This is a genomic window from Bacteroidota bacterium (assembly GCA_037133915.1).
Lineage (GTDB): Bacteria > Bacteroidota > Bacteroidia > Bacteroidales > CAIWKO01 > JBAXND01.
The window spans coordinates 37369-60426 of sequence record JBAXND010000002.1; the positions used below are offsets into that span (position 1 = coordinate 37369).

At 43.4% G+C, this 23058-nt stretch carries 13 protein-coding genes and 1 tRNA gene; 5 read left to right on the forward strand and 9 right to left on the reverse strand.

The window, feature by feature from the left end:
- Positions 1–76: 76 nt before the first annotated feature.
- Complete coding sequence (locus WCM76_01050; protein ID MEI6764194.1) at positions 77–1372, reverse strand: hypothetical protein; 1296 nt, start codon at positions 1370–1372, stop codon at positions 77–79.
- Complete coding sequence (locus WCM76_01055) at positions 1359–2084, reverse strand: type III pantothenate kinase (GenBank protein MEI6764195.1); 726 nt, start codon at positions 2082–2084, stop codon at positions 1359–1361. The genes WCM76_01050 and WCM76_01055 overlap by 14 nt, the downstream gene beginning before the upstream one ends.
- 176 nt (positions 2085–2260) lie before the next feature.
- On the opposite strand from WCM76_01055, the gene WCM76_01060 reads away from it, so the two are divergent.
- Positions 2261–2333: transfer RNA gene (locus WCM76_01060), tRNA-Phe, on the forward strand.
- Between the two features lie 87 nt (positions 2334–2420).
- On the opposite strand, the gene WCM76_01065 is transcribed toward WCM76_01060, so the two are convergent.
- Positions 2421–3854 (reverse strand): sugar MFS transporter, encoded by a 1434-nt coding sequence (locus WCM76_01065; protein ID MEI6764196.1) that lies wholly within the window; start codon positions 3852–3854, stop codon positions 2421–2423.
- Positions 3855–4017: 163 nt separating this feature from the next.
- Here WCM76_01065 and WCM76_01070 point away from each other — a divergent pair, with 163 nt between their 5' ends.
- Positions 4018–4866 (forward strand): metallophosphoesterase, encoded by an 849-nt coding sequence (locus tag WCM76_01070; GenBank protein MEI6764197.1) that lies wholly within the window; start codon positions 4018–4020, stop codon positions 4864–4866.
- A 36-nt stretch (positions 4867–4902) separates the two neighbouring features.
- Here the strand turns inward: WCM76_01070 and WCM76_01075 are convergent, their stop codons facing one another.
- From WCM76_01075 to WCM76_01095, 5 genes are all read right to left on the reverse strand, one after another.
- The gene (locus WCM76_01075; protein MEI6764198.1) at positions 4903–9507 is read right to left on the reverse strand and encodes a LamG-like jellyroll fold domain-containing protein; all 4605 of its coding nucleotides are present in this window, start codon (positions 9505–9507) and stop codon (positions 4903–4905) included.
- A gap of 449 nt (positions 9508–9956) precedes the next feature.
- The gene (locus WCM76_01080) at positions 9957–11402 is read right to left on the reverse strand and encodes a M20/M25/M40 family metallo-hydrolase (GenBank protein MEI6764199.1); all 1446 of its coding nucleotides are present in this window, start codon (positions 11400–11402) and stop codon (positions 9957–9959) included.
- A 15-nt stretch (positions 11403–11417) separates the two neighbouring features.
- Positions 11418–14120: a transglutaminase domain-containing protein gene (locus WCM76_01085; GenBank protein MEI6764200.1), complete on the reverse strand. Its 2703-nt coding sequence runs from the start codon at positions 14118–14120 to the stop codon at positions 11418–11420.
- 10 nt (positions 14121–14130) lie between these two features.
- Complete coding sequence (locus tag WCM76_01090; protein ID MEI6764201.1) at positions 14131–16425, reverse strand: family 20 glycosylhydrolase; 2295 nt, start codon at positions 16423–16425, stop codon at positions 14131–14133.
- Positions 16426–16435: 10 nt separating this feature from the next.
- Positions 16436–17380 (reverse strand): ROK family protein, encoded by a 945-nt coding sequence (locus tag WCM76_01095; GenBank protein ID MEI6764202.1) that lies wholly within the window; start codon positions 17378–17380, stop codon positions 16436–16438.
- A gap of 191 nt (positions 17381–17571) precedes the next feature.
- On the opposite strand from WCM76_01095, the gene mazG reads away from it, so the two are divergent.
- The gene (gene mazG / locus WCM76_01100) at positions 17572–18342 is read left to right on the forward strand and encodes a nucleoside triphosphate pyrophosphohydrolase (GenBank protein MEI6764203.1); all 771 of its coding nucleotides are present in this window, start codon (positions 17572–17574) and stop codon (positions 18340–18342) included.
- 31 nt (positions 18343–18373) lie between these two features.
- Here the strand turns inward: mazG and WCM76_01105 are convergent, their stop codons facing one another.
- Complete coding sequence (locus WCM76_01105; GenBank protein ID MEI6764204.1) at positions 18374–19003, reverse strand: peroxiredoxin; 630 nt, start codon at positions 19001–19003, stop codon at positions 18374–18376.
- Positions 19004–19158: 155 nt separating this feature from the next.
- Here WCM76_01105 and pbpC point away from each other — a divergent pair, with 155 nt between their 5' ends.
- Both pbpC and tilS read left to right on the forward strand, forming a co-directional pair.
- Positions 19159–21597: a penicillin-binding protein 1C gene (pbpC, locus tag WCM76_01110; protein ID MEI6764205.1), complete on the forward strand. Its 2439-nt coding sequence runs from the start codon at positions 19159–19161 to the stop codon at positions 21595–21597.
- A 37-nt stretch (positions 21598–21634) separates the two neighbouring features.
- Positions 21635–22969, forward strand: a complete 1335-nt coding sequence (tilS, locus tag WCM76_01115) for a tRNA lysidine(34) synthetase TilS (GenBank protein MEI6764206.1) — start codon at positions 21635–21637, stop codon at positions 22967–22969.
- Positions 22970–23058 lie beyond the last annotated feature (89 nt).

A 23058-nucleotide genomic window follows, 5' to 3' on the forward strand; every position in this document is an offset into this window, starting at 1 on the left:
TCAACGACAACGCTTCAACGAACCGAAGCGGCATCCTGAGCCCGCCCGCTACCCTGAGCCTGTCGAAGGGTACCTTTTATTCCAGTTTTCGTCTGAAAAACCAGTTTTCTCTGATGCCAACACCTAATGTTATTTTGCCGAAGTTTTCCTGAATCAGGTTATTCGTGGTGTTGCCTCGTTTTCCAAACTCAAAAGCAACGTTAATAGTGGAGCGGGAGCGGCGTACAGGTACTCCAAACCCAAGGCTGACGGCATATTCGTTTACGTCATTATCATACAGCTGAAGGCTGGTTTTTCCATAACGAAACCCAAGTCTGTATGACATTCGACTGAAAAAACCCGAAACACTGCTTCCTTTGGGTGTATATTGACCGCCGGTAGAAATTCGCCAGCTATTTCCTATTGAATCTTTAACGCCGTAACTTTTGTATGCGGCCCAGTTTTCCCAAGTAAAATCAGCGCCAACAAGCCATTTGTCTCCTTTTTTCATCACAACACCTCCACCAATAGTCATGGGCATATAAGTTATTCCGAGTTGTCCTGATGTTTGCTCTATCGTATCTTTTACCACATCATCGCCGGCGCTGGTCGTTGTAAAGCGTTCGGCAAAGTAATCTCTGGTCGACCTCATTCCCATGGGTAATGAATATTTTCCGCCAAACGTAAGCGAATAATCCTTCCCGAATGGCTGCTGATACTGCAGTCCTATTTCTGTTGCAAAATCATAAATAATCAATTGGTTTCTAACCCTGAAGTTGTAGGTATAGGTCATGTCCGGAAAATAAACCGCACGATTTTTACTGATTGTGCCAAAAAGATATGAAACATTTACCCCCAACGATAAGCGTTTGAACATTAAAAAGGAGGTTCCTGCAAAAAATCTGTTCAGGCCGCCGCTCCCATCATATTTTTGAACAACACGTCCAATGTTATCTAAAGTGTCAGCTGCAATTATCTGATAACCTGTTTTGCTGTAAGGAACCAGACCGAACGTAGCACCCATCCATTTTGTTACGGGAAAACCAAAAACAAGGTACCCAAGCGTAGAATAATTTGTATATCCTTGCGTTACATTGGCCGTTTGAATCTGATTAAAATTGCTAATAAGCCCGATATCGCACACAAAAGTGTTGGTGTCGTATGAAGTATAAGAGGCCGGATTGCCAAAATTAATAAGGCGCGGATCCCGTAATCCATATGTTATACCTCCCATTGCCATGTTGCGCGATAAGAAGTTGTTCTGAATTTCACCCAACCCATAACGCGTATAAGGTGAACTTATTCTCACCTGGGCCTGACAGATGGATGCCGAATTCAACAGGAAAATGGCAAAAATAAAGGCAGTGAAAGTAATTTTGTTATTCTTCAGCATTATACTCGAGTATTATATTCAAGCCGGTAAACTGCAAATCCGGCACTGCAAAGATGGCATTTTTTAGCTTACCCTCAAAATTGGATATGTTTCCGCCGGTCAATAAAACCAACATTTCCGGGAAAACAGCCCTGTATTGATTAATGATTCCGTCAACTTCGGCATATACACCGTTAAGAACCCCTGAATGAATGCTTTCAACAGTATTTTTGCCAATAAGGTAATCAACACTACTTGCACCAAGTAACGGAAGTTTCCCGGTAAAAGTATGCAGCGCTTTAAAACGCATGCTTATACCGGGAGAAATGGCACCACCAAGATATGCTCCTTCAGCGGTTATAAGGTCATATTTTATACAGGTTCCGGCATCAATTACCAACACATTTCTGCCCGGGTATAAATTATTCGCTGCAATTGCTCCTGCAAGCCTGTCGCGACCTAATGTTTCCGGGGTCTCATAAAAATTTTTAATAGGTATCCGGGTTTTATCAGTGAATTCCACAAATCTGAAATTATGTTCAAGATAGCCGGCTATTTCTGCAGAATCCTTCACTACCGAAGAAAGTATCGCTTTTTTAATAGGGAAACGCCCTGCAATACTTTTTAGCAAGTCCCGACTATGAACATTGCTGACAAAGCGTTCCACAATTTGGCCATTATCAAAAACAGCCACCTTTACCAATGTATTTCCTATATCTGTGACAAGATTCATTTCAGACAACCCGCCGTAAATACCTGCCGCAAAATAATAAAAAACGGCGAATTGAATACTTTATTAATGTAATTAGCTAAAAATAAGCGGATAAAGATATATTTGAGGACGATGGTAAAAAAAAATTTTTTTCTTTTTCAAAAACATCATACTTTTGCAGTCCCTAAATAACGGAGGGCGTCGTAGCTCAGCTGGTAGAGCAGAGGACTGAAAATCCTTGTGTCACTGGTTCAATTCCAGTCGATGCCACAAAAAAAGTCAAAAGTCGCAGTTAGAAAGCCAAAAGCCGAAATCTGCGACTTTTTTTATTTTCAAATTGACTAATTGTCGAATTGTTTAACTGTTCACTGCTTTATACCCTTTCCAACCATAATAGGCGAGGTAAACATAACTTAGAATAGGCACAAAATAGGAATAATGAATACCGATGGCATCGGCTACCGCACCTTGTATCAATGGAATGATGGCGCCGCCCAAAATAGCCATGACTAATAAAGAAGAACCCTGAGAGGTGTGCTTTCCAAGTCCGTTAATAGCCAGCGTAAACAGGTTCGACCACATAATACTGTTGAATAATCCTATGCCGATGATGGTCCAGAGCGCCGTCATACCCGTTGAGGAAATCGCTGTAATAAGAAGAATAATTACAATAAGAGAGAATATCATCAAGGTGCGGTGTGGCAGCGACCGCCCAAGCATAAATCCGACAAAATTTAATGCGAGGAATATCAGGAATGGCGCGATGCGTAGAAAACTTATACCGCCTTCATAATTTACGGCGAAGAAAATAACCATGAATGTTGCAATGGAAACAACAAGCATCAGTAAGGCTTTTTTAATTTTATTTTTCATTCCGCCAAGCGAAATAGCCCCGAGAAAACGCCCTATCATAGCGCCGCCCCAGTAAAAAGCAAGAAATGATTTTGCTTCTACCTCAGGATAACTGAACATCTCTTTCATGTAATTAATGAGCAGGCTGCCAATGGCCACTTCGGCTCCAACGTACATAAAAATAGCGACAATGCCCAGCACGAGTGGCCTGTGTTTCAATGCCCCTGCACCTTTTTCTATTGCGCCTTCAGCGCTGAATTTCGGAAGTTTCATAAACACGAAGAATACGGCAAGCAGCAAAAAGATTCCCGCAAAAATAAGATACGGTAATTGCACGCCGTTGGCCGAAATGTAATGCCCCGGGCTGAGCTCGATAGGCTGTCCCAGGCTGTTGGTAAGCGGTTCGCCCATCAGCGCAAAAAATTTGAATACCATGAACCCACCGAAAATAGGCGCAATGGTGGTGCCAAATGAGTTGAATGCTTGCGAAAGATTCAAGCGGCTTGAAGCACCTTCGGGCTTCCCAAGTGCTGCCACATAAGGGTTTGCAGCAATCTGCAATATGGTAAAACCAAGTGCCAGGACAAAAAGCGCCGTGAGGAAAAATCCATATGATTTTGAAGCTGCAGCGGGATAGAACAACCCGCAACCAATGGCCGAAAGCAATAACCCGATAATGATTCCGTTTTTATAGCCAATACGCATAATCGGATCTCCGGTACTCACAGAAACAATAAAATACAGAAGCGATCCGATAAAATAAGCGGTGAAAAAAGAGAACTGCACGAGCATGGCTTCAAAATAGCTGAGCTCAAAAAGTTTTTTGAGATATGGAACCAGAATATCATTCATGCAGGTAATAAATCCCCACATGAAGAACAACGACGTCAGCGCTATCAGCGCCGGCAAATATGATTTTTTAGTCTCAACAGTTTCCATTTTCGAAAATTTTCATTCAATGAAACATTGGGGCAAATATAACAGAAAAGAAATCCTTAGGCTTGTTCACGGGAATAATTACGGACGGAAAAATATTCAAAGCGTGTTGCAATTCACTTGTTTCATCACAATGATTACTTTTGAGTATTAAAAGAACTTATTTATGAACAGAATGATACGATTATTCAGAAACGCGGTAACTGCGCTACTATTATTTCCGCTGGTGGCAGTGGCCCAAAACGGTAGCGTCGGAATAACTTATTCTTTGGATAGCACTGTCGCAATTTTTGGCGATACGCGCACCGGACATGCCATTCATAGAAAGGTGGTGCAATGCATTTTAAAAACACAGCCCTGTGCCGTTTTTAATTTAGGCGATCTGGTTTGGAACGGTCATAGTAAAAAGTTATGGAAACTGTTTAACGAAATTGAAGGGCCTTTACTGAAAGACACAAAATACTATGTTGCTGCCGGAAATCACGAGCTGGGCGCAAAACTATTCAGGAAGAATTTTGTTCTTCCCGGAAATGGATTGTGGTATTCTGTCAACATGCTGGGTGTGCATTTTATTGTGCTGGATAACACTTCAGATTTTACGAAAGGAAGCCCGCAATACAAATGGCTGAAGAATGATTTGGAAAACATTCCTGCCAATATCCGTTTCAGGGTAGTCGTGCAACATTATCCTCCTTACACCACCGGGGCGCACCGCGACCGTTGCAAAAAACTTCAGAAGCATCTGGTGCCACTTTTTGAAAAATATCATGTAGACATAGTATTTGCCGGTCATAACCATGGTTATGAACGCTCGCTGGTAAATGGTGTTTATTATATCACTACGGCCGGCGGAGGAGCACCACTGCACGACCAGAATTTTACGAGTCCTTACAGTCAGGTATACATAAAGAATTATAACTTCTGTTCACTCACCGCAAATAATGAACAGTTAAAAGTTACAGCCCTCGATACCGCTATGAAAACCATCGACGCATTTGTAGTGAGGAAAAAATAATTTACTTCGTCCTGCCGTTTAGCCTTGTTTGTTCAATTATGGGCCAAGACTTCCGTTACCGGTTGCATTTACACCGGGAATAGCCAGATTCTCATCAGAAATTATTAATTCATTGCTCCATTCGCTTTCTATACCCCCGGGCGATAAGGCAACTACCTGATACATCCTGCAAAGCTGTTCCAGTGCGGAAATAGTTATGGTTACGTTTTCATTCAATATTGAAACAGACGGGGCATGCTCTCCCTCCCACCAGTATTTCCAGTAATCAGATGCCGCGGAGGTATAGCTATTGGGTGTGGTGAAAAGCTGTCCGCTCACTTCTTCTTTGAGGTTGCTGCCCGAATTGAACTTCAGATAAGCCAGCAGTTGATTGTAATTATCGTGATCGGATGTTACCTCTTTATATTCCCAGGTTAGCAGCGTTTGTCGTGATAATGCCGTATTCCAGAATCTGAACTCGTCTATACTGCCGTTAAATGTGTTGTCTGCCGGATTGCCTGTATGCCCGCCTATCTGTATGGTTCCCATGTTTACCGGCGGCAGGGAATTCAGTACGACCTTGTACCATGGAACTCCATTTGCCAGAAATGTGATTGCTGAACCTTTTTTGATAATGGCCAGATGAGTCCATTTGTTCAGAGGTGGGGCATACGCCATTTTATAGATTCTTTTATTTATTTCGATAGCGATACTATCAGGGGTTGCCTGACGCAGCACCAGATTGTTATTTGGAATTGCAGCGCTGACCGAGAAATATACATTACCGGACGTAAAACCTTCAGGCCTGACCCAAAATTCACAGGTAAAATCAACAAAGGTTTTATTCACAATTGAACCGGCAACATACTGGTTTGCTGCATTGCCCAGCACTATATGACCACCTCCCGGCACCATGCCTGCGGCACTTAAAATGACTTGATCGGCCTGCGTTCTTTTGTACGATGCTTGAGGTTTGAGTAAGGGAGTGCTCTGGCTGTTCAGCACAAATATAGGATTTGATGCCACTGAACTTCCGCAGCCGCTGGTTGTGGTTATAATGCACTGCACCTCGTCCATATCCTGCAGCAGGCTGTTGCTGAAGGTTACACCGGTAGCACCGGCTACTACCTGTCCGTTAATGGTCCATTGATACGTTTTATTATCGGCGGGCGCTTCCAGCGCATTCCATCGTCCTCCTCCCGGAATAGTAGATGGACCAAGTATATGAAAGCTTAGCAATGCCCCCAGTGCAGCATAAGCATAGTGCTGAATGTCAATGTCGGACTCAGGTTCCCAGCCTGCTGTTTCTATATAGGGCTGCGATTTGCTTACCGGGGTCACAACAACGTTAATAGATGCCGCTTTTTTATATCCGGTTGATGATGTTGCCACTACACAATATGAGCCGGCCATATCTTCTGTTATATCCGGTATTATTGGATTCGGTAAGGTTGAAGTATAATCTTTTGGTCCGCGCCATTGAAAGGTAGCTCCTTGCATTCCGCTCATAAGAGCGTTAGTAACAGATAGCCGAAGGTCGCTGCCGCTGCACAGCGGGCTGTTGCTGTTTGCACCACCGTCTACTATCTGATCAACCAGGCAGATAGTAAGGGTATTCGATGTCGCGGTAACAGGGTCAACGTTGGCGGCATTGGAAGTCATCACGCAGAAAATCTTTTCTCCATCAGCAAATGTGCTTGTGAACTTAGGTGTATCGCGGGTTGATACCCAGTGATTAATATTTTTAACAGTCCAATAGGAGAATTGTGGATCTGTTCCTCCATTCGAGTACTTCGCTGTTAATGTTGACGAAGACCCTGTTCTCACTAAGCGAAACGACTCATCTAAGGTTACTTTGGGTATCGGGAGGGGCATAACATTAACAAATTTACTGGTGGTTTCGCTTTTACAACCCGAAGGCGATTGGGAATAAACTTCGTAATTTCCTTGCATTGCCAATGTCGCAGGACCTCTTTGAGGGTTCTGATTTTGTGAATCAAAATTATCCGGTCCTTCCCATCTATAGCTATCCGCTGTCAAACTACTATAACCATTTGGTGCTGTGGCGTCATCTCCTTGTCTTTGATCAGCAAGAGGAAACGTTTCGTCGAAATTATAGCACGCTACCAGGTTATTATATAGAGGATGCGTTTCGCTCACCTGTGCGTTTCTGATATTTTGCAATTCATCGTTTGTTATGAAGGAATTCCATATCCGAAATTCATCGACTTCGCCCCCAAAAATAGCACCGCTGCCCATATTATAAGCACAGCTCTTACCAATAGAATAAAATATGGATTGGCCCGCAGGCATTGTTCTGAGACCCGTTGAAATGTCTTTCGATAACATGCCGTTTAGTATCCCGTCCATTTGCTGCAAATGAGAATTGTATCGCACCACCGCATGGTTCCACTTGTTAATAGAAACAGTACCTAAACTTATTGGATTCAAACCTCCTACACGCGCCTTGATTTCAAGTGTATTAGGATCACCTGCGACCGTAACAGCTTCAAGCAGGCTGCGGTTCCAGTGCCCATCAGGCTCGCTGATAATAACACCCGCACCCTTCGCCAAAAACCAAATTTCCAGGGTGATATCCGATGAGGAAAACTCTTGCTTTAAATCTGGTGTAACGATAAACTGATTTATACCGTTCAGCTCGACATGTCCACCACCCGGAACTAGTTGTGTGTTTGATTTTAAAGCAATCGTGTTACCTACGTAAACAGGGCTGTTGGACCCTGCTGTTGGTTCCTTACCCTTATAAAAGGTTGCATTTAGGGTTGTCGATTTGTTTGGGCGGTTTGCGAATGCTGTTGCAATGAGTCTATACTCTCCATATTTTACTGGGGATTCTGTCAGAACAGGATATTGGGAATTGTATTGTTTGTTATCGGGGTCGAACCATATGTAGGACGCTTTTGAAGGTCTGTTTGTGGGTTGGTTTGGTGCCGTAGCAATGACCCCACCCTTTTCGTCTTCAAGTGCATGATTTGAGTTGAATTTGTAGTATCGGACCAGATTTTGATACTTTGGATGGTCACGGTCTACTTCGTTTAACATTCCTGCCTGTATTTCAGCCTGTGACAAGGCCGTATTCCAAAATCGAAACTCATCAATCCAGCCCTGGAAGTATTGCTGGTCTTCTTTTCCAAGAAAAATTGTATCCGTTGTTAGTTGGGCATTCGTTATGGTTAGTGGAGTGCCTGCCAAAATACCGTTCACATATATGCCTAACAGCCTGCCCCTGCGCACTAAGGCAAGGTGAATCCACAGATTAGACAATTGAGGCTTATAGACCTTTTCCGTAGGATTGCCATGGTCAATAAATTCCAGAATCATTGCGTCATTGGAATATCGCAACGCGATTGAATAGCCGAGATCGGTTTCAGTCTTTGAAAAGTCTATTTCAAAACAGGGTGCACTTGGCTTTTGAATAGGGTTAACCCATAATTCATATGTAAAATCGTTAACGACAAGCTCATTACCGGGGATTTTCAAATACTGGTCATTGCCATTAAAATTCGCGCTCCCCCCTCCGGGTGTAACACCCAGGGCACTCAGCCGTAAAGGCTCACCTTGGCATACGGGACTGTTGCTTGAAGGTTTTGATACTTGTGTAAATGGGATTAGCAATACGCTGTTTGAAACGGTGCGGTCTAGGGGGTCATCATCGTTCAAGATACATGAAACTCTCACCGCCTTTTGCTGGCGTTTGTAAGACATTCCACGGAGTCGGCTACTGAATAGGGGCGTCCCATTGAACAGCCAGGTATATGTTGGCGTAGGCTTAGTCCCGCAACCGATAGCTATTGCGGCAAATTTGACCCTATCATCAGGGTGCAGCAACTCCATTGGATCCATGGCAATTGAAAATTCCCTACGAGTATTTAGAGTGTTATAATAAACATCAGGCTCTAAGCCTATAACAGCGCTGCTGGAATATCGAACGTCGAGAAAGTTTTGGGCTGTCGAATTACCATCGCCGGGATTGAAATGAAAGCGATATCGATCTGTTCCGCTCGGATACCCGTCAACTATCACGATTTTAACATCTGAGCCGCTGAGTGTGGTAGCCAGAATTACCGGCCGCTTGTTGTTGATTTCATTGTCAATAAGGGCAGCCCACTCATCGTCAGTATAATCGAGACTGTGGACAAGCCTTGCCGATGGTTTATATCTAAAATTCACCATAAGCGCGTTCGCAATTTTTTCAATATCCGCTGTTGAATTAGTAACAGAATATTTTGTTTCTACCGCAACTCCGCACTTATATATCAGTTTTGAAACGAACTCTTTTTCCTGCGTGGTATTATTTGCGTTCAGGCTGTTTGGCATCAATTGGAAGTCATCAAATGGTAAGTTGAAATTGGCGAGTAATATACCATAAGCATCGGAAAGATAAACTTGGCTGCCTAAGCCGGAAGGGTATGGCCATCCGTAATATTTCATTATCTGCGCCATGGCCACCGCCACCTCGCCGGCCATAACATGGCCGTTCGGACCGGTGTGATTTACAGGGCAGGCATCATTGTAATAATCATCCTGCCCCCAGGTAGTTTTAAGCAGGCAATTGCCGGGAACGTAAGGCTGTGGCTGGCTGTGTGTGCTTGCTGCGCAGAAAAAAAAGATAATTGCAACAATGATATTTTTGGATTTCATGGTGATGTAATTTGTTAGTAAAGTATAAGCAGCGTATTCTTCAAGTTTCACGTAAGTAATCATACCCGGAAGAGCATAGCAATTCCGATCCTGTTTTGTTGTGTAGTTTAAATCACCTGGCCTTACAAATTGTTTTTTAGGAGGGCTGGAAAACGGACGAATTATGTCCGGGTAAGCGCAATTTACTATCACAGAAAAGTGAATCCAAATATTTTCTGATAAAAATCATATTTTGCTAATTATCAGGATTATAATGAAAGTATGTAAATGAATATATAGTTTTATTTTGGGAAAATACAGACGAAATATTGATGTTTTCTGAAAGAAAAGTGGCGGGACGGTTGCTCTATTTCGCTTGTCAGATAAGGAATTCAAATGTTTCACCGGAATAAAAAGAAGAAGGTTCTTCAATACTGAAAAACCTTCCTGAAATTGGAATAATCAAGTTCTTACAAAAAATGCACCAAATCAAACAGCATGCGACCGGCTGATACTGTTTTAAAGGTAAGCTTTGGTTTGCTGTCAAGGGATTCTATAAGCTTTTGGGTGAAATTTATTACCTGAATCATGCCTTCAAAATTCACTTTTTCACAAACATCTTTGGGCGTATGATAGTCCGTATGTAAACCTGTATGTATGAATATATCAGGAATATTGTGGTAGTAAAACGGCATATGGTCGGAACCACCCGCACCCGATTTTATATTCACTAATTTCAGTTTATCGGCGGGGATAGTTTTAATGGTGCTTTTCCATTCTTTTGCTGTGCCGACACCAAATATTTTCACTTCATTTTTTTCATTAAGCCGTCCGATCATATCAAGGTCTATCATGCAGTCGACCTTTGCCCCGTTGATTGAGCTGTCGCTCAGAAAACGTGATGAACCTATCAATCCTTTTTCTTCTGCCGAGAAGGCAACAAAAATATAATTGTACTTGGTAAGTCCTGCTGTTTTAATTCGGCGCGCAAGCTCCATCACACCTGCCGTTCCCGAAGCATTATCGTCGGCGCCATAAAAAATATTGTCTTCGCCGCCACCGCTGCGCGCACCAAATTGACCTGTTCCCAGATGGTCGTAATGACCTCCGATAACGATGGAATATTCTGCATGGTTATTTATCCAGCCTGCCACATTGTAGGCGCTGCGCTTACTTTCGCGGTCAATGTTCACAGCAAGCGCCACTTTATCATGGCCGGTTTTAGAAAACCATGAAATATTGCTTACGAATAATACAGGTATTGAAGCGCGCTGCCAGTAATAATTCGGATTGTCCGAAGGGCGTCCGTAGGCAGTATCTGAACAAACAAATATTACTGCAATGGCGCCACGTTCCTGAGCCAGCAGTATTTTATTGTATTTACCGACTCGCTCCTGTATGGCTTCATTTTCTACAAATCCGGCGGGTGCGCCGAGTTCTATTACAAATATTTTTCCACGCCCGGCAGCAGTATCTTTGTAATCATCGTAACCGGAAGCCGCAGCACTGATGCCATATCCGGCATTGAATGTTTCACCACTCAGTGTGCCATTTATAGAATAGGCTAATGGATAGAAATCGGTGAGCAACTTCAAATCATTTCCGTTAAGGCTGAATGTTGTTCCGTTAGCAATAAACGGCTCATCATGGTATGTGAAACTGCGGAAGAATGAAGTGTCGCCGAAGAAAGGCTGCAAGCCGGCTTCTTTGAATTGCGATGCAATAAACATCCGCGACAGATATTCGCCCGCAGTTCCGGCTTCGCGACCCATCAGCGAATCGGAAGCGAGCAGACACACATCATGCTGCACGCGCGTGCGCGACGCATCATCGGTAAGGTTAAATTGTTTTTGCTGTGCAGAAATATTCAGTACAAGGCAGCACATCAGAATTATCGGAAGAATTATTTTTTTCATAATATTAGGTATGACTTATTTACTGTTTTGCAACTTTTTCAATAGCTGTTCTCCAATGCCAATGCGGTAACCGTGCGAATAATAAAAAATGTTTCCTTGTTTGTCAAGCAGTATTACAACAGGAAGGTCGTTGGCATCGCTGCGTCCCATAAGTTTTTCCACTTCAGTAAAAACATTTTTGTCTGTATCCCATGCAAACTTACATTGTGAGGGCAAGTTGTTGAATAAGGTAGGAGAGAAGGAGCCTGTTGTTTTATCATGCGAAAGTGCAAACAAAATACAACCGCCCCATTTTTCAAAACCATCACGAACAGCAGCAATGTCGGCAATTACATGTTTGGAAGGTTCTTTATCGGGTTCAATGAATGCAACAATAAGACCTTTGTTCTGTGCCAGCTTGTTCATTTTCCAAACTTCATTGTCAGAATAATTCTGAACAGATAATTTTTTCAACGAAAGTTTCCCAAGTGATTTTTCTTCAGTTTTTTTCTTTCTCACCGTTACCGGAACATCTGTCACGGCGCCGGTTGCGACAGAAAAGAATGAAACACGACCAAGCACTGAGCCGTCGGACTGTCGGTTTCCGGTAACTATCAAATATTGTCCTGCATCAACTGCATTTTTTTCGGGAAATCCTGAAAGGGGCTTCATTTCATCATAACTGAGCGAACGGAATACTCCGTCTTTGAATTGTGCGATGGTGAAGTCCTGATAGTATTTAGGATCCGTATGCGCCTCCGGATTTGTAAAATGAATAAACCCGGTTGAGGTTGTGGCTTTTTCCTGTGTTTCGAACAGCACGGTGGTCCATTTTCCGGCTTTGTAATATTGTGGTAAGGATGTTTCCTGACTGAGTCGTGCCGGTATCCCGAAGCTGCGGCACATGGCAACGAAAAAGATATCGCGCGAATGTGCATCGGCAACGCGCAGGCTCAAAACGCCCGCGGGCGTAAGCGGTGCTCTGGAGTGTGCATTTGCCATGGCATCCAGAACAATATTACTTTTAATAAACTCAATTATTGGTGTAACACTGCGTCGTGCATTATTAATGAAATCACCGTCAAACGCGGATTGTATTGTGTGCCTCCATCCGATAAGCTGTTCGTTTGAAATTCTTCCGCTAACAACATATTTCATGAAAAATGCAGGATCTTCATTTTTCTCAATCATAGGAAACGTCATTCCTGAATTAAAATGATCGATGAGGACCGCATAGGGAACATCACGAATGTCTTTATCTGTAAGGCAATACAGCATTTGAAGGGCTTGCTCACGCAATGGCGGTTCACAATTAGCAAGAAAGGTTTTGATGGCATTCCAATTTCCATAACTCTTTATGAGAATCGTTACAGTGCTGTCGCGGTTCAATCCGGCACTATCGGCAAATACAGCTGCAGTAACAGTATCCATAAATGTTTTCATATAAAGTGACCGTATCGAATCTTCGGTTCGCAATCGTTTGTCATTTTCTTTTCGACCATCATCAGAAAGTGCGGTCAGTGCGCGTTCAACCGGTGGTATCAAATCAAATTCTTCGGTAGTTCCGCTTCTGTTGTCGGAACTTAATTGTATCACTAGTGTATCCGTGCTTTCAACCGTTATTTTTTTATATCCCCAGGCATTGCCCTTAGTTGCCCATATCAGCAGATCGCCTAATCCTGTTGTCATAGAAGTATATCCTGCGGCATTTGTGTAAGTTTTTGCAAGAGGATAGAACTCGGCATAATTGTAAAGCTGGTATTCAACCTGTGCGCTGTCAATAGCCGTTTTGTTTATGTCGGTTACTTTAACGATAAATGTTTTTACGGGCGCGTAATTGGAAATCAGGTTCAGTTCCGTAAATTTCTCGTGACGGCTGATTACGGGCTCATTACCGCTGTACCACCCATAAACGCGCGTGTGCACAAGCATGGCACGTTTGGCAGGTCCGGCAAACCAGCCACGATCGAGCTGTGCATCGGGTTCGCAAGCGCCCAGAAAATGCCATTGCCCGTCAATCCACACTTCCACCCATGCATGATTATCATCGCAGTGTGCCCAGCGCGGTGTATATACCTGTCTTGCTGGAATTCCTATTGTTCGAAGGGCCGCAACTGTATACGTTGATTCCTCGCCACATCGACCGAATGAAGTGCACATGCTTTGCAGGGGCGAACTGGTGCGTTCATCCGAAGCCTTATAGGTAACTTTTTCGTGGCACCAGTGATTTACTTCAAGTGCCGCGTCCTTCATTTCCATTCCTTCGACTCGTTTTTTAAGTTCTTCATATATGACCATTCTGACGGTGTCGAGATTCTCGTTATTCACCCGAACAGGAAGCACAAAATGAATGAATACGTCTTCTGGAATGGCTTTTCCCCAAGGCATTTCATACTTTGCACGCAATGAAATGCGAACGTTTTTAAGGAAAAAGGGTGCATTATAATCGGCAAGGTCGCTTAAAGGCATGTAGGCATACAGGAACTCCATGGCCTGTCTTTCATCAGCCGTCATGCGTGTTTTAAAAACGCTGAAACAGGCTTCAAATCTGTACTTTGCAAGAGTTTTTTGTTTTGTAAGTGATGCGCTGATATGGGCTAACTGTGCGGTATCCCGGATTAATTGTGCTTTTACGGTAAAGCTATAACACAGAGCAAACAGCAGTATTATCAGAGATTTTGAATACATCCTGAAATATTTTGCATTGCGCCGATGCATTGAAAGACTTTTTTTTATCATGGGAATGAAGTTACTTTATCCATATCTCATCGGTAAACAGCCATGCCTCATTGCCTTCGCCGGGCTTGCCCGCTGAGATAATTCCTGCATTGACCGCCACCACTTTAATATAACGTGCTTTTACTTTGCCGCCATCCAGCACAATTGTTCTTCCTGATGTTTTAATCTCGTTTTCAGAGGCTGTGCGGATCAGTTTAAACTCTTTTCCATCATCGGAAATGTACAATTCAGCTTTCACCGGAAGGTATATCCAGCTTGATTCGGCGCTTAATACATCAATACTCACGGAGTTTATCACTTCCGGTTTACCCAGATCAATAGTGGCATCCAGATCCTTTCCTAAAAATCCGAGCCATTCTTTCCCGTTCCAGGGGATGTTTCCAAGCACTCCGTCGACCAGTGCAAAAGCACCGCCGTTGCTGTATTTCTTATGGGGCTCGTTTTTAAGTCTGATATTTTTTCCGGTGGATTTTGCAATGGTGAATGCTTGTGAAATCACAGGTCCCTTTATCTTAGAATCTTTTACCCATACGGCATTTATCACTTTAGAATGGTCAACGGTAATTGGTAAGGTGTATAATTCTGAAGTCAATCCGGGTTGAGAACCGTCGCCGGTGTACCGTATCTCGCCACCGTTGAGCGGCGGTGTGAGGCTGAGCAGAATGCCTTGTTTGTCAGGTATTCCGAGATAATTCATCTTGATTTCGTAGAGTGCCCGGGAATAATTGATGTGCATCATGTCGAGTAATGAAAAATGTTCATCGAGCCTTAATCTGAATTGACTGAAATCCCTGTTTAATGCGGGCGACCACAATACTTCCGATAAGGCACAAATTCTCGGAAAAGCCATATGTTCTGCATGTTCGGGAGTGGCAATATATTCAGTCCAGAGGTTTGCCTGAGCTCCCAGAATATATTTTTGTTCTGACGACGAAAGTTCCGATGGCACCGGCTCAAATGAATACACTTTTTCTACCGTGGTGTAGCCCCCTATAGCAAGAGGTTCCGACTTTGGTGAGCCCTGATAATAGTCGAAATAGCAATATCCGCCGGGTGTCATTACCACATTGTGATTCATTTTGGCAGCAGCAACTCCGCCTTCTGCTCCCCGCCACGACATTACAGCGGCATTTCCTGCGAGTCCGCCTTCTAGAATCTCGTCCCAGCCGATAATCTGTTTGCCTTTCGAGTTGACGTGCTGTTCAATGCGTTTGATGAAGTAACTCTGCAGTTCCATTTCATCTTTCAGTTTTTCAGTCTTAATTCTTGACTGGCATTTCGGACAGCTTTTCCATCTTACTTTCGGGCATTCGTCGCCTCCAATGTGAATATATTTCCCGGGGAACAGCGGCATCACCTCATCCAAAACATTTTCCAGAAAACGTATGGTAGAATCATTCGGGCAAAAGACATCATCAAATACACCCCATTTTTTCTCAACTTCAAAAGATCCGCCGGAACATGAAAGTTCAGGATAGGCTGCCAGAGCTGCTAATGCGTGTCCGGGCATTTCTATTTCAGGAACGACTGTAACGTGCCGAGCTGCAGCATATGCCACAACCTCTCTGATTTGGTCCTGTGTGTAAAAACCGCCATAGCGGACAGTATCAACAACTTCGGGTAAATCAGATGAATGCCCGAGGAGAGTGCCTTTGCGCCATGCGCCCACAGAAGTGAGCTTCGGATATTTTTTTATTTCAATACGCCATCCCTGGTCATCGGTGAGATGCCAGTGAAATGTGTTCATCTTGTAAAATGCGAGTTCGTCAATGTACTTTTTTACGAAATCCACATCGAAGAAATGACGGCTTACATCTAGATGCATACCGCGCCATTTAAAGCGGGGTTTATCTGAAATTTCAACGCAGGGAATCGCATAAATCGATTTCTTTTCCGATGGCAGCAACTGACGCAACGTTTGCAGCCCATAAAAAACTCCGGCGCCGCTACCACGGATTTTAATGTTGGAATTCCGTACTGTCAGCATATAACTTTCATCGGGCATTTCAGTAGTGTCAGCCTGTTCGAGAAAAATAACATTCTCGCCAACATACGCTCTGTGAACTTCAACCGCAAGTGATATTCCATAGAACTGCTGAAGATATTCATTAAATAAGGCAGCATCGCTCCGGCTTTGTTCGCCATCTGCAATAATGCGCGTTTGAGCAGTCAGGTTGAATGCTCCGGGCTGCATTCTGAAATCTGCCGGCCAGGGGATAAGTGCAGGAAGGGTTTGACCGTTCAGGCTGGTGTTCATAATAAATAGGAATAAAAATAATGCGATGTTGCGGTTTGGTGTTCTCATAAAAAATGGATTAGCCAATCTCTTTCCATGCTAAAGACGCCGCACCCAGAATAGCTGCATCATTTTCGGGCAGACCCGATGGAAGAATCTTTATTTTATTTTTATAAATTTTCAGCAGGTTATTTTCAAAAGAAATTTTTGTCGGCCGAAAGAGCAAATCACCGGCATTTGCCAGACCACCAAATAGAAAAATAGCTTCGGGACTGGTATAAGCAACGCTGTTGGCGAGTGCCAGACCCAACATTTTTCCGGTGTATTCAAAGCTTTCTATTGCTGAATTGTCGCCTTTATTGGCCATAGTAAACACATGTTTAGCGTCCACATTTTTAAAGTCAATGTCAGGCTGTTTTCCTTTGTTGGAAAGTATTTCAAGATATGTACGGGCAATGCCCGTTGCCGAGCAATATGTTTCAACGCAGCCCTGTCGTCCACAACCACAAAGGCGCCCACCGGGCTGTAGAATCACATGACCAATTTCTCCTGCAAAGCCGTCATGTCCGTATATCATATTGCCGTTGGCCACAATGCCGCTTCCGACGCCTGTTCCCAGGGTGATGAAAATAAAATCCTTCATTCCGTTTGCGGCGCCGTAAATCATTTCTCCAATGGCTGCGGCATTTGCATCATTAGTCAGAACAACAGGAAAACCGAGATGGTGTGCCATCATGGAGGCGAGCGGAATGATTCCTTCCCACTTCAGGTTGGGCGCATATTCAATGGTGCCGTTGAAAAAATTTCCATTGGGTGCACCAATGCCGACCCCTTTCACCGGAGGAGTGCCGGCTTGCTGAAGAACTTTTGTAACTTCAGACGCGAGAACTTCTGCAAATGCCGTTGCATCATCAAAACCGGTTGTCGGCATTACACTTCTGGCAAGGATGTTTCCGTTAATATCAACAAAACCAAATTTGGTTGTCGTTCCTCCAATATCAATACCTACAGCTATCTGTTCCATGCATTTCCGTTTTGAAAAAGGCTTTATGTGCTGTCAAATTTAAAACATTCTGCAGGACAATATCCGGAAAGAGAAAATTTAATGGAAATGACCGGTTAAAAAGAATCATTACCTGATTATTCCCCGGAATTTACAACAGGCATTCTTCGGTATTATTGAAATTAGCCGTAGGTTTGCAAAAATATTTCATCATGCGAAGCGAATTAAAAGCATTTGAACACATGCTCGACATAATGGACGAGCTCCGTGCAAAATGCCCCTGGGACAGTGCACAGACAATAGAGTCATTACGTTATCTTACTATTGAAGAAACCTACGAACTCTCCGATGCCATTTTAGAGAAGGATATGCCGGAAATTTCAAAAGAACTTGGCGATTTGCTGTTGCATATTGTTTTTTACGCAAAAATTGGTTCCGAAACGGGAGATTTTACAATGACAGACGTTATTACCGGCATTTGCGAAAAGCTCATTAAAAGGCATCCTCACATATTCAGCGATACTGTTGTTTCCGGAGCAGAGGATGTTAAAAATAACTGGGAGCGTATAAAACTTGAAGATAAAGATCGCACGGTACTAAGCGGTGTTCCATTGTCGCTTCCTGCAATTGTAAAGGCATACCGCATTCAGGAAAAGGTTCGTGGGGTAGGATTTGACTGGGAAAAGCCGGAGCAGGTTTGGGATAAAGTTATAGAAGAGCTGAATGAGCTGCGCAAAGAAGTTGAAGATAATGCGCCTGTTGCGCGCCGTGAAGACGAATTTGGGGATCTGCTCTTTGCACTGGTTAACTATTCGCGTTTTATTGGTGTCAACCCTGAAGATGCACTTGAACGAACCAATAAGAAATTCATTCGCCGATTCAATCACCTTGAAAAAAGAGCAAAAGAAACAGGCAAGCCCTTGCATCAGATGTCACTTGCCGAAATGGATGTATTTTGGGATGAAGCCAAAAAAATGGAATAAAAAAAGAGGCGCCGAAAGCGCCTCTTTTTTATTAATGTTTGCCAAGATAATTGGCAACACCTTCAGCGGTGGCTTTCATACCTTCGTCGCCTTTATGCCAGTTGGCCGGGCAAACCTCGCCATTCTCTTCAAAGAACTGTAATGCATCTACCATACGCAACGCTTCATCAACGCTGCGGCCTAAAGGCAGATCATTCACAACCTGATGCCTCACAATCCCTTCTTTATCTATCAGAAAAAGTCCGCGATAAGCAACGGGGTCACCGTGAAATATCATTTCGCCGTCTTCGTTATAATCATAATTTCCTGCCAAAACACCGTAGTTTTCTGCAATGGTTTTGCTGATATCGGCTACCAGCGGAAACTTCACGCCTTTAATACCGCCTGCAGCCTTTTCGGTTTGAAGCCATGCCCAATGTGAAAACTTTGAATCAACCGAACAGCCTACAACGGCACAATTGCGACTTTCGAATTCTGCAAGCTTATCCTGAAATGCGATAATCTCTGTTGGGCAAACAAAGGTGAAATCAAGTGGATAAAAGAAGAATACCACATGTTTTTTGTCAATGTATTGTTCCAGTGAAAAATTCTCAACAAAATCGCCACCGTTTATAACGGCATCTGCCTTGAATAACGGCGCCTTTTTACCTGTAAGTACCATATTGCTTTTTTATATTTAAATGTTAGTAATGAAGCGTTTAAAACGCTGCAAAATTAATTTAAAAAGTTGAGGCACCCTAATCAATTTATGCTGCAATATGTCAGTTGGAATCAAAAAAAATCGCATTAAACCTATTTTAGATAAATTTGCAACCTATGATTTCCTGGCCGTTCAGAAAAAAAGAGTATTATCCGGTTTCGACGCGTTACCGCTTCCTGCTGTTTTTACAATCTCGCAAAGTATGGTGGTTGACCATTGTGCTGACACTTTGCGGCATTTTTTTCTTCGCCTTTCCCAACAAAATCTTTCACGATCCTACATCTACAGTTGTTGAAGACAGCAGCGGTGTGTTGCTTGGGGCGCGGATTGCAGATGACCAGCAATGGCGCTTTCCATACAATAGTGATGTGCCTTATAAATTTGCAGCGGCCCTTGTAATGTTCGAAGACCGCTGGTTTGAGTACCACAATGGTGTGAATCCGGTATCGTTCAGCCGTGCACTTATTCAAAATATCAAGGCGGGAAAAGTGGTAAGTGGCGGCAGTACCATTACCATGCAGGTAATTCGCTTGTCGCGGAAAGGGAAAGCCCGTACTATTTTTGAGAAGTTTATCGAAGCGGAACAGGCCATGCGTCTAGAACTTACCAGTAGTAAACAGGAAATATTGGCGCTTTACGCATCCAACGCACCGTTTGGCAGTAATGTTGTCGGTCTCGATGCTGCATCCTGGCGTTATTTTGGAAAAAGTCCTGACCGCATGAGCTGGTCGGAAGCCGCCACCCTCGCGGTTTTACCAAATAGTCCGTCACTCATTTATCCCGGAAAAAATCTTGATAAACTTCGCGATAAGCGCAACCGTTTGCTCGATCAGCTCTGTAAATGTAAATACATGACAGATGAAGAATGCCGTCTTGCTAAGTTAGAACCATTGCCGGGAAAGCCTTTTCCATTGCCTCAGCTTGCATTTCACCTCATTGATCGTGCCACTCATGAAGGTCACAAAGGCGAACGTATCCGCACTACCGTTGATGAGCATCTGCAGGAAATTGTTACGGATATCGTTGGACGATATCATGAGAAATACCGGGCAAATCAGGTAAACAATGCTGCCGCACTCGTTCTCGATGTGGAAACCGGTAATGCAATCGCTTATGTGGGCAATACAAGCAATCCGGGGCATCCTGATTTTGGCAGTGATGTGGATATTATCACATCTTCACGAAGTACAGGTAGCATTTTAAAACCATTTCTGTTTGCGGCTATGCTCAACGACGGGCAAATTTTGCCCGGCACACTTGTCCCCGATATTCCCACACAAATGGGTGGTTTCATGCCGGAGAATTATAGTCTTACCTACGACGGAGCTGTACCTGCCCGCCGTGCACTTGCCCGTTCGCTCAATGTGCCTGCTGTGCGAATGCTGCAAATGTACCATACAGAACGCTTTTGCTATATTCTGAAAAAAATCGGACTGACAACCCTGAACAAACCCGCATCCCACTACGGTCTGTCGCTCATTATTGGCGGCGCCGAAGCAAATCTTTGGGACCTCGCCGGGGCCTATGCAAGCATGGCGCGTACACTGAATCATTATCAGACTTTCAATTCAAAATACGACCGCAGCGATTTCCATCCGGCAAATTATCTTTACCGAAAGGAAATTAAAAAGAAGAAAGTGGCTGATGAAGATAATTCGGTGCTGAGCGCTTCATCCATATGGTTCACGTTTGAGGCGATGAACGAAGTTTCACGACCCGATGAAGATGCCGAATGGCAGGAGTTTTCATCATCTGCCAAAATCGCATGGAAAACAGGCACCAGTTATGGCGGTCGCGATGCATGGTCAATTGGGTGTACTCCGGAATATATTGTTGCAGTATGGGTTGGTAACTCAAACGGGGAAGGGCGTCCGGGAATGACCGGTCTTACCTATGCTGCACCGATTTTGTTTGATATTTTTAAAGCGCTTAGACCGAAAGGGTGGTTCTACGCTCCATACGACGATATGGAACAGCTGCCTGTGTGCCATTACAGCGGATATCGGGCTACGCCAAACTGCGAGATTGTTGATACCGTCTGGGTGCAGAAGAAAGGCATTCGAACCGGTATATGCCCTTATCATCAGCTGGTTCACCTTGATAAAACAGAAAAGTGGCGTGTGACAAGCGATTGCGAATCGGTAGATAATATGGTTACAAAAACATGGTTTGTGCTGCCTCCGGTCATGGAATATTATTTCCAGACTAAAAATCCTTTTTATAAAATACTGCCGCCATACCGCCATGATTGCGCTTCTGCCGACCAGCCAACCCGATCTATGGATATCATCTATCCGAAAGAGAATAGCAGTTTATATGTGCCCTATGACCTTGACGGAAAGAAACAGAAATTCCTGTTCAAAGTCGCACACCGTATTTCAGGGACGAAGATTTATTGGTACCTTGACCAACAATATATTGGTGCAACTGAAGAGTTCCATCAAATGGGTTTGGCACCCGAAGCCGGTCATCATATACTCGTGCTGGTTGATCAGAATGGCGAAAGCATGACGCGCAATTTCGAGATCATCGATAAAAAGAAGAAGGGCGAGTAAATTTAACAGAACCATTTTTTTATATATATTTGATTCCATGATCGCGCGTCTGAAGGAATATATTCGTTCACAACAACTGTTTGCCGTAGGGCAACGGGTGCTGCTTGCTGTGAGTGGGGGCATTGATTCAAGTGTGCTGGCACAGCTTTTTCATACAGCAGGATTTTCATACGGTATTGCGCACTGTAACTTTCAGCTTCGCGGAAAAGAATCGGACGAGGATGAAAAATTTGTGGAAACAATGGCCGGGATTTATGGTGTGCCTTTTTTCTGCAAACGGTTCGATACACTGAGTTATGCCTCAAAATCAGGCATCTCAACGCAAATGGCCGCACGCGATCTTCGGTACGCCTGGTTTACGGAACTTCTTGAAAATGAAAATTATCGCTGCATCGCCACAGCCCATCATCTGGACGATCAGATTGAGACATTTTTTATCAATATGCTTAGAGGAAGCGGAATATCGGGTTTGCACGGCATTCTGTCCAAACAGGGAACTGTAATTCGCCCGCTGCTTTTTGCCTGGCGCAACGATATTGAAAAACACGCGCTGAAAAATCAAGTGCCCTATCGTGAAGATCAGAGTAACAAAGAATCTCATTATCTCAGAAATAAAATAAGGAACAAATTACTGCCACTGGTAAAAGAAATATGTCCCGAATATCGCAGTATACTTACTACGAACATCAAACAACTGCGTGATGCGGAAATAATTTATAACGCAGCAATCGCAGCAGCATCAGGTATTATCATAAAAAAAGAAGACCAATTTGTAATTCCTGTAAAGCAGTTATTGTTATTAGAGCCGCTGCGCACTTATTTGTTTGAACTTCTGAAACCTTACAACTTCAGCACTTCTGTTGTTGATGACATTCTTAAAAATATAGAGCGCGGCAGTGGTAAAAAATTCTTTTCGCCTACGCACCGGCTCATTTCAGACCGCGAACAATTGATTATCACACGTCTTCAAATAGATGAACTCGAATCTGTTGTGTTTGAAATACCTGAAGGCGCAGCAAGTATAGAACATCCATTACGTTTGTCCATGCAACGGGTATGGACAGGTAAAAACTATCAGGTTCAGCGCGAAAAAAATATTGCAACACTTGATAAAAACAAACTAATATTTCCACTCGTTATCCGCAAATGGAAAACAGGAGATACCTTTTATCCTTTTGGGATGAAAGGAAAAAAGAAAGTCAGTGACTATTTTACCGATCATAAATTCTCTCTTGCCGATAAGGAAAATGTCTGGCTGCTTTGTTCCGGGAAGGACATTGTTTGGATAATAGGACACCGTATGGATGACCGGTTTAAGATTACAACAGAAACAAAAACCGGCCTGAAAATTAAAGTTGAACATTCAGAATAATAATAAAATAAGCATCAATTAAGTGACGATTGCATTTTAAGCCCACAGCACATATTTTAGTACTTTTGTAAAAGGCACCAATAATCCGA

What these genes read in the sequence shown, in the direction of transcription:
- WCM76_01050 (MEI6764194.1), bottom strand. Translation starts at nt 1,372, where the DNA reads ATGCTGAAGAATAACAAAATTACTTTCACTGCCTTTATTTTTGCCATT.
- WCM76_01055 (MEI6764195.1), bottom strand. Translation starts at nt 2,084, where the DNA reads ATGAATCTTGTCACAGATATAGGAAATACATTGGTAAAGGTGGCTGTT.
- WCM76_01065 (MEI6764196.1), bottom strand. Translation starts at nt 3,854, where the DNA reads ATGGAAACTGTTGAGACTAAAAAATCATATTTGCCGGCGCTGATAGCG.
- WCM76_01070 (MEI6764197.1), top strand. Translation starts at nt 4,018, where the DNA reads ATGAACAGAATGATACGATTATTCAGAAACGCGGTAACTGCGCTACTA.
- WCM76_01075 (MEI6764198.1), bottom strand. Translation starts at nt 9,507, where the DNA reads ATGAAATCCAAAAATATCATTGTTGCAATTATCTTTTTTTTCTGCGCA.
- WCM76_01080 (MEI6764199.1), bottom strand. Translation starts at nt 11,402, where the DNA reads ATGAAAAAAATAATTCTTCCGATAATTCTGATGTGCTGCCTTGTACTG.
- WCM76_01085 (MEI6764200.1), bottom strand. Translation starts at nt 14,120, where the DNA reads ATGATAAAAAAAAGTCTTTCAATGCATCGGCGCAATGCAAAATATTTC.
- WCM76_01090 (MEI6764201.1), bottom strand. Translation starts at nt 16,425, where the DNA reads ATGAGAACACCAAACCGCAACATCGCATTATTTTTATTCCTATTTATT.
- WCM76_01095 (MEI6764202.1), bottom strand. Translation starts at nt 17,380, where the DNA reads ATGGAACAGATAGCTGTAGGTATTGATATTGGAGGAACGACAACCAAA.
- mazG (MEI6764203.1), top strand. Translation starts at nt 17,572, where the DNA reads ATGCGAAGCGAATTAAAAGCATTTGAACACATGCTCGACATAATGGAC.
- WCM76_01105 (MEI6764204.1), bottom strand. Translation starts at nt 19,003, where the DNA reads ATGGTACTTACAGGTAAAAAGGCGCCGTTATTCAAGGCAGATGCCGTT.
- pbpC (MEI6764205.1), top strand. Translation starts at nt 19,159, where the DNA reads ATGATTTCCTGGCCGTTCAGAAAAAAAGAGTATTATCCGGTTTCGACG.
- tilS (MEI6764206.1), top strand. Translation starts at nt 21,635, where the DNA reads ATGATCGCGCGTCTGAAGGAATATATTCGTTCACAACAACTGTTTGCC.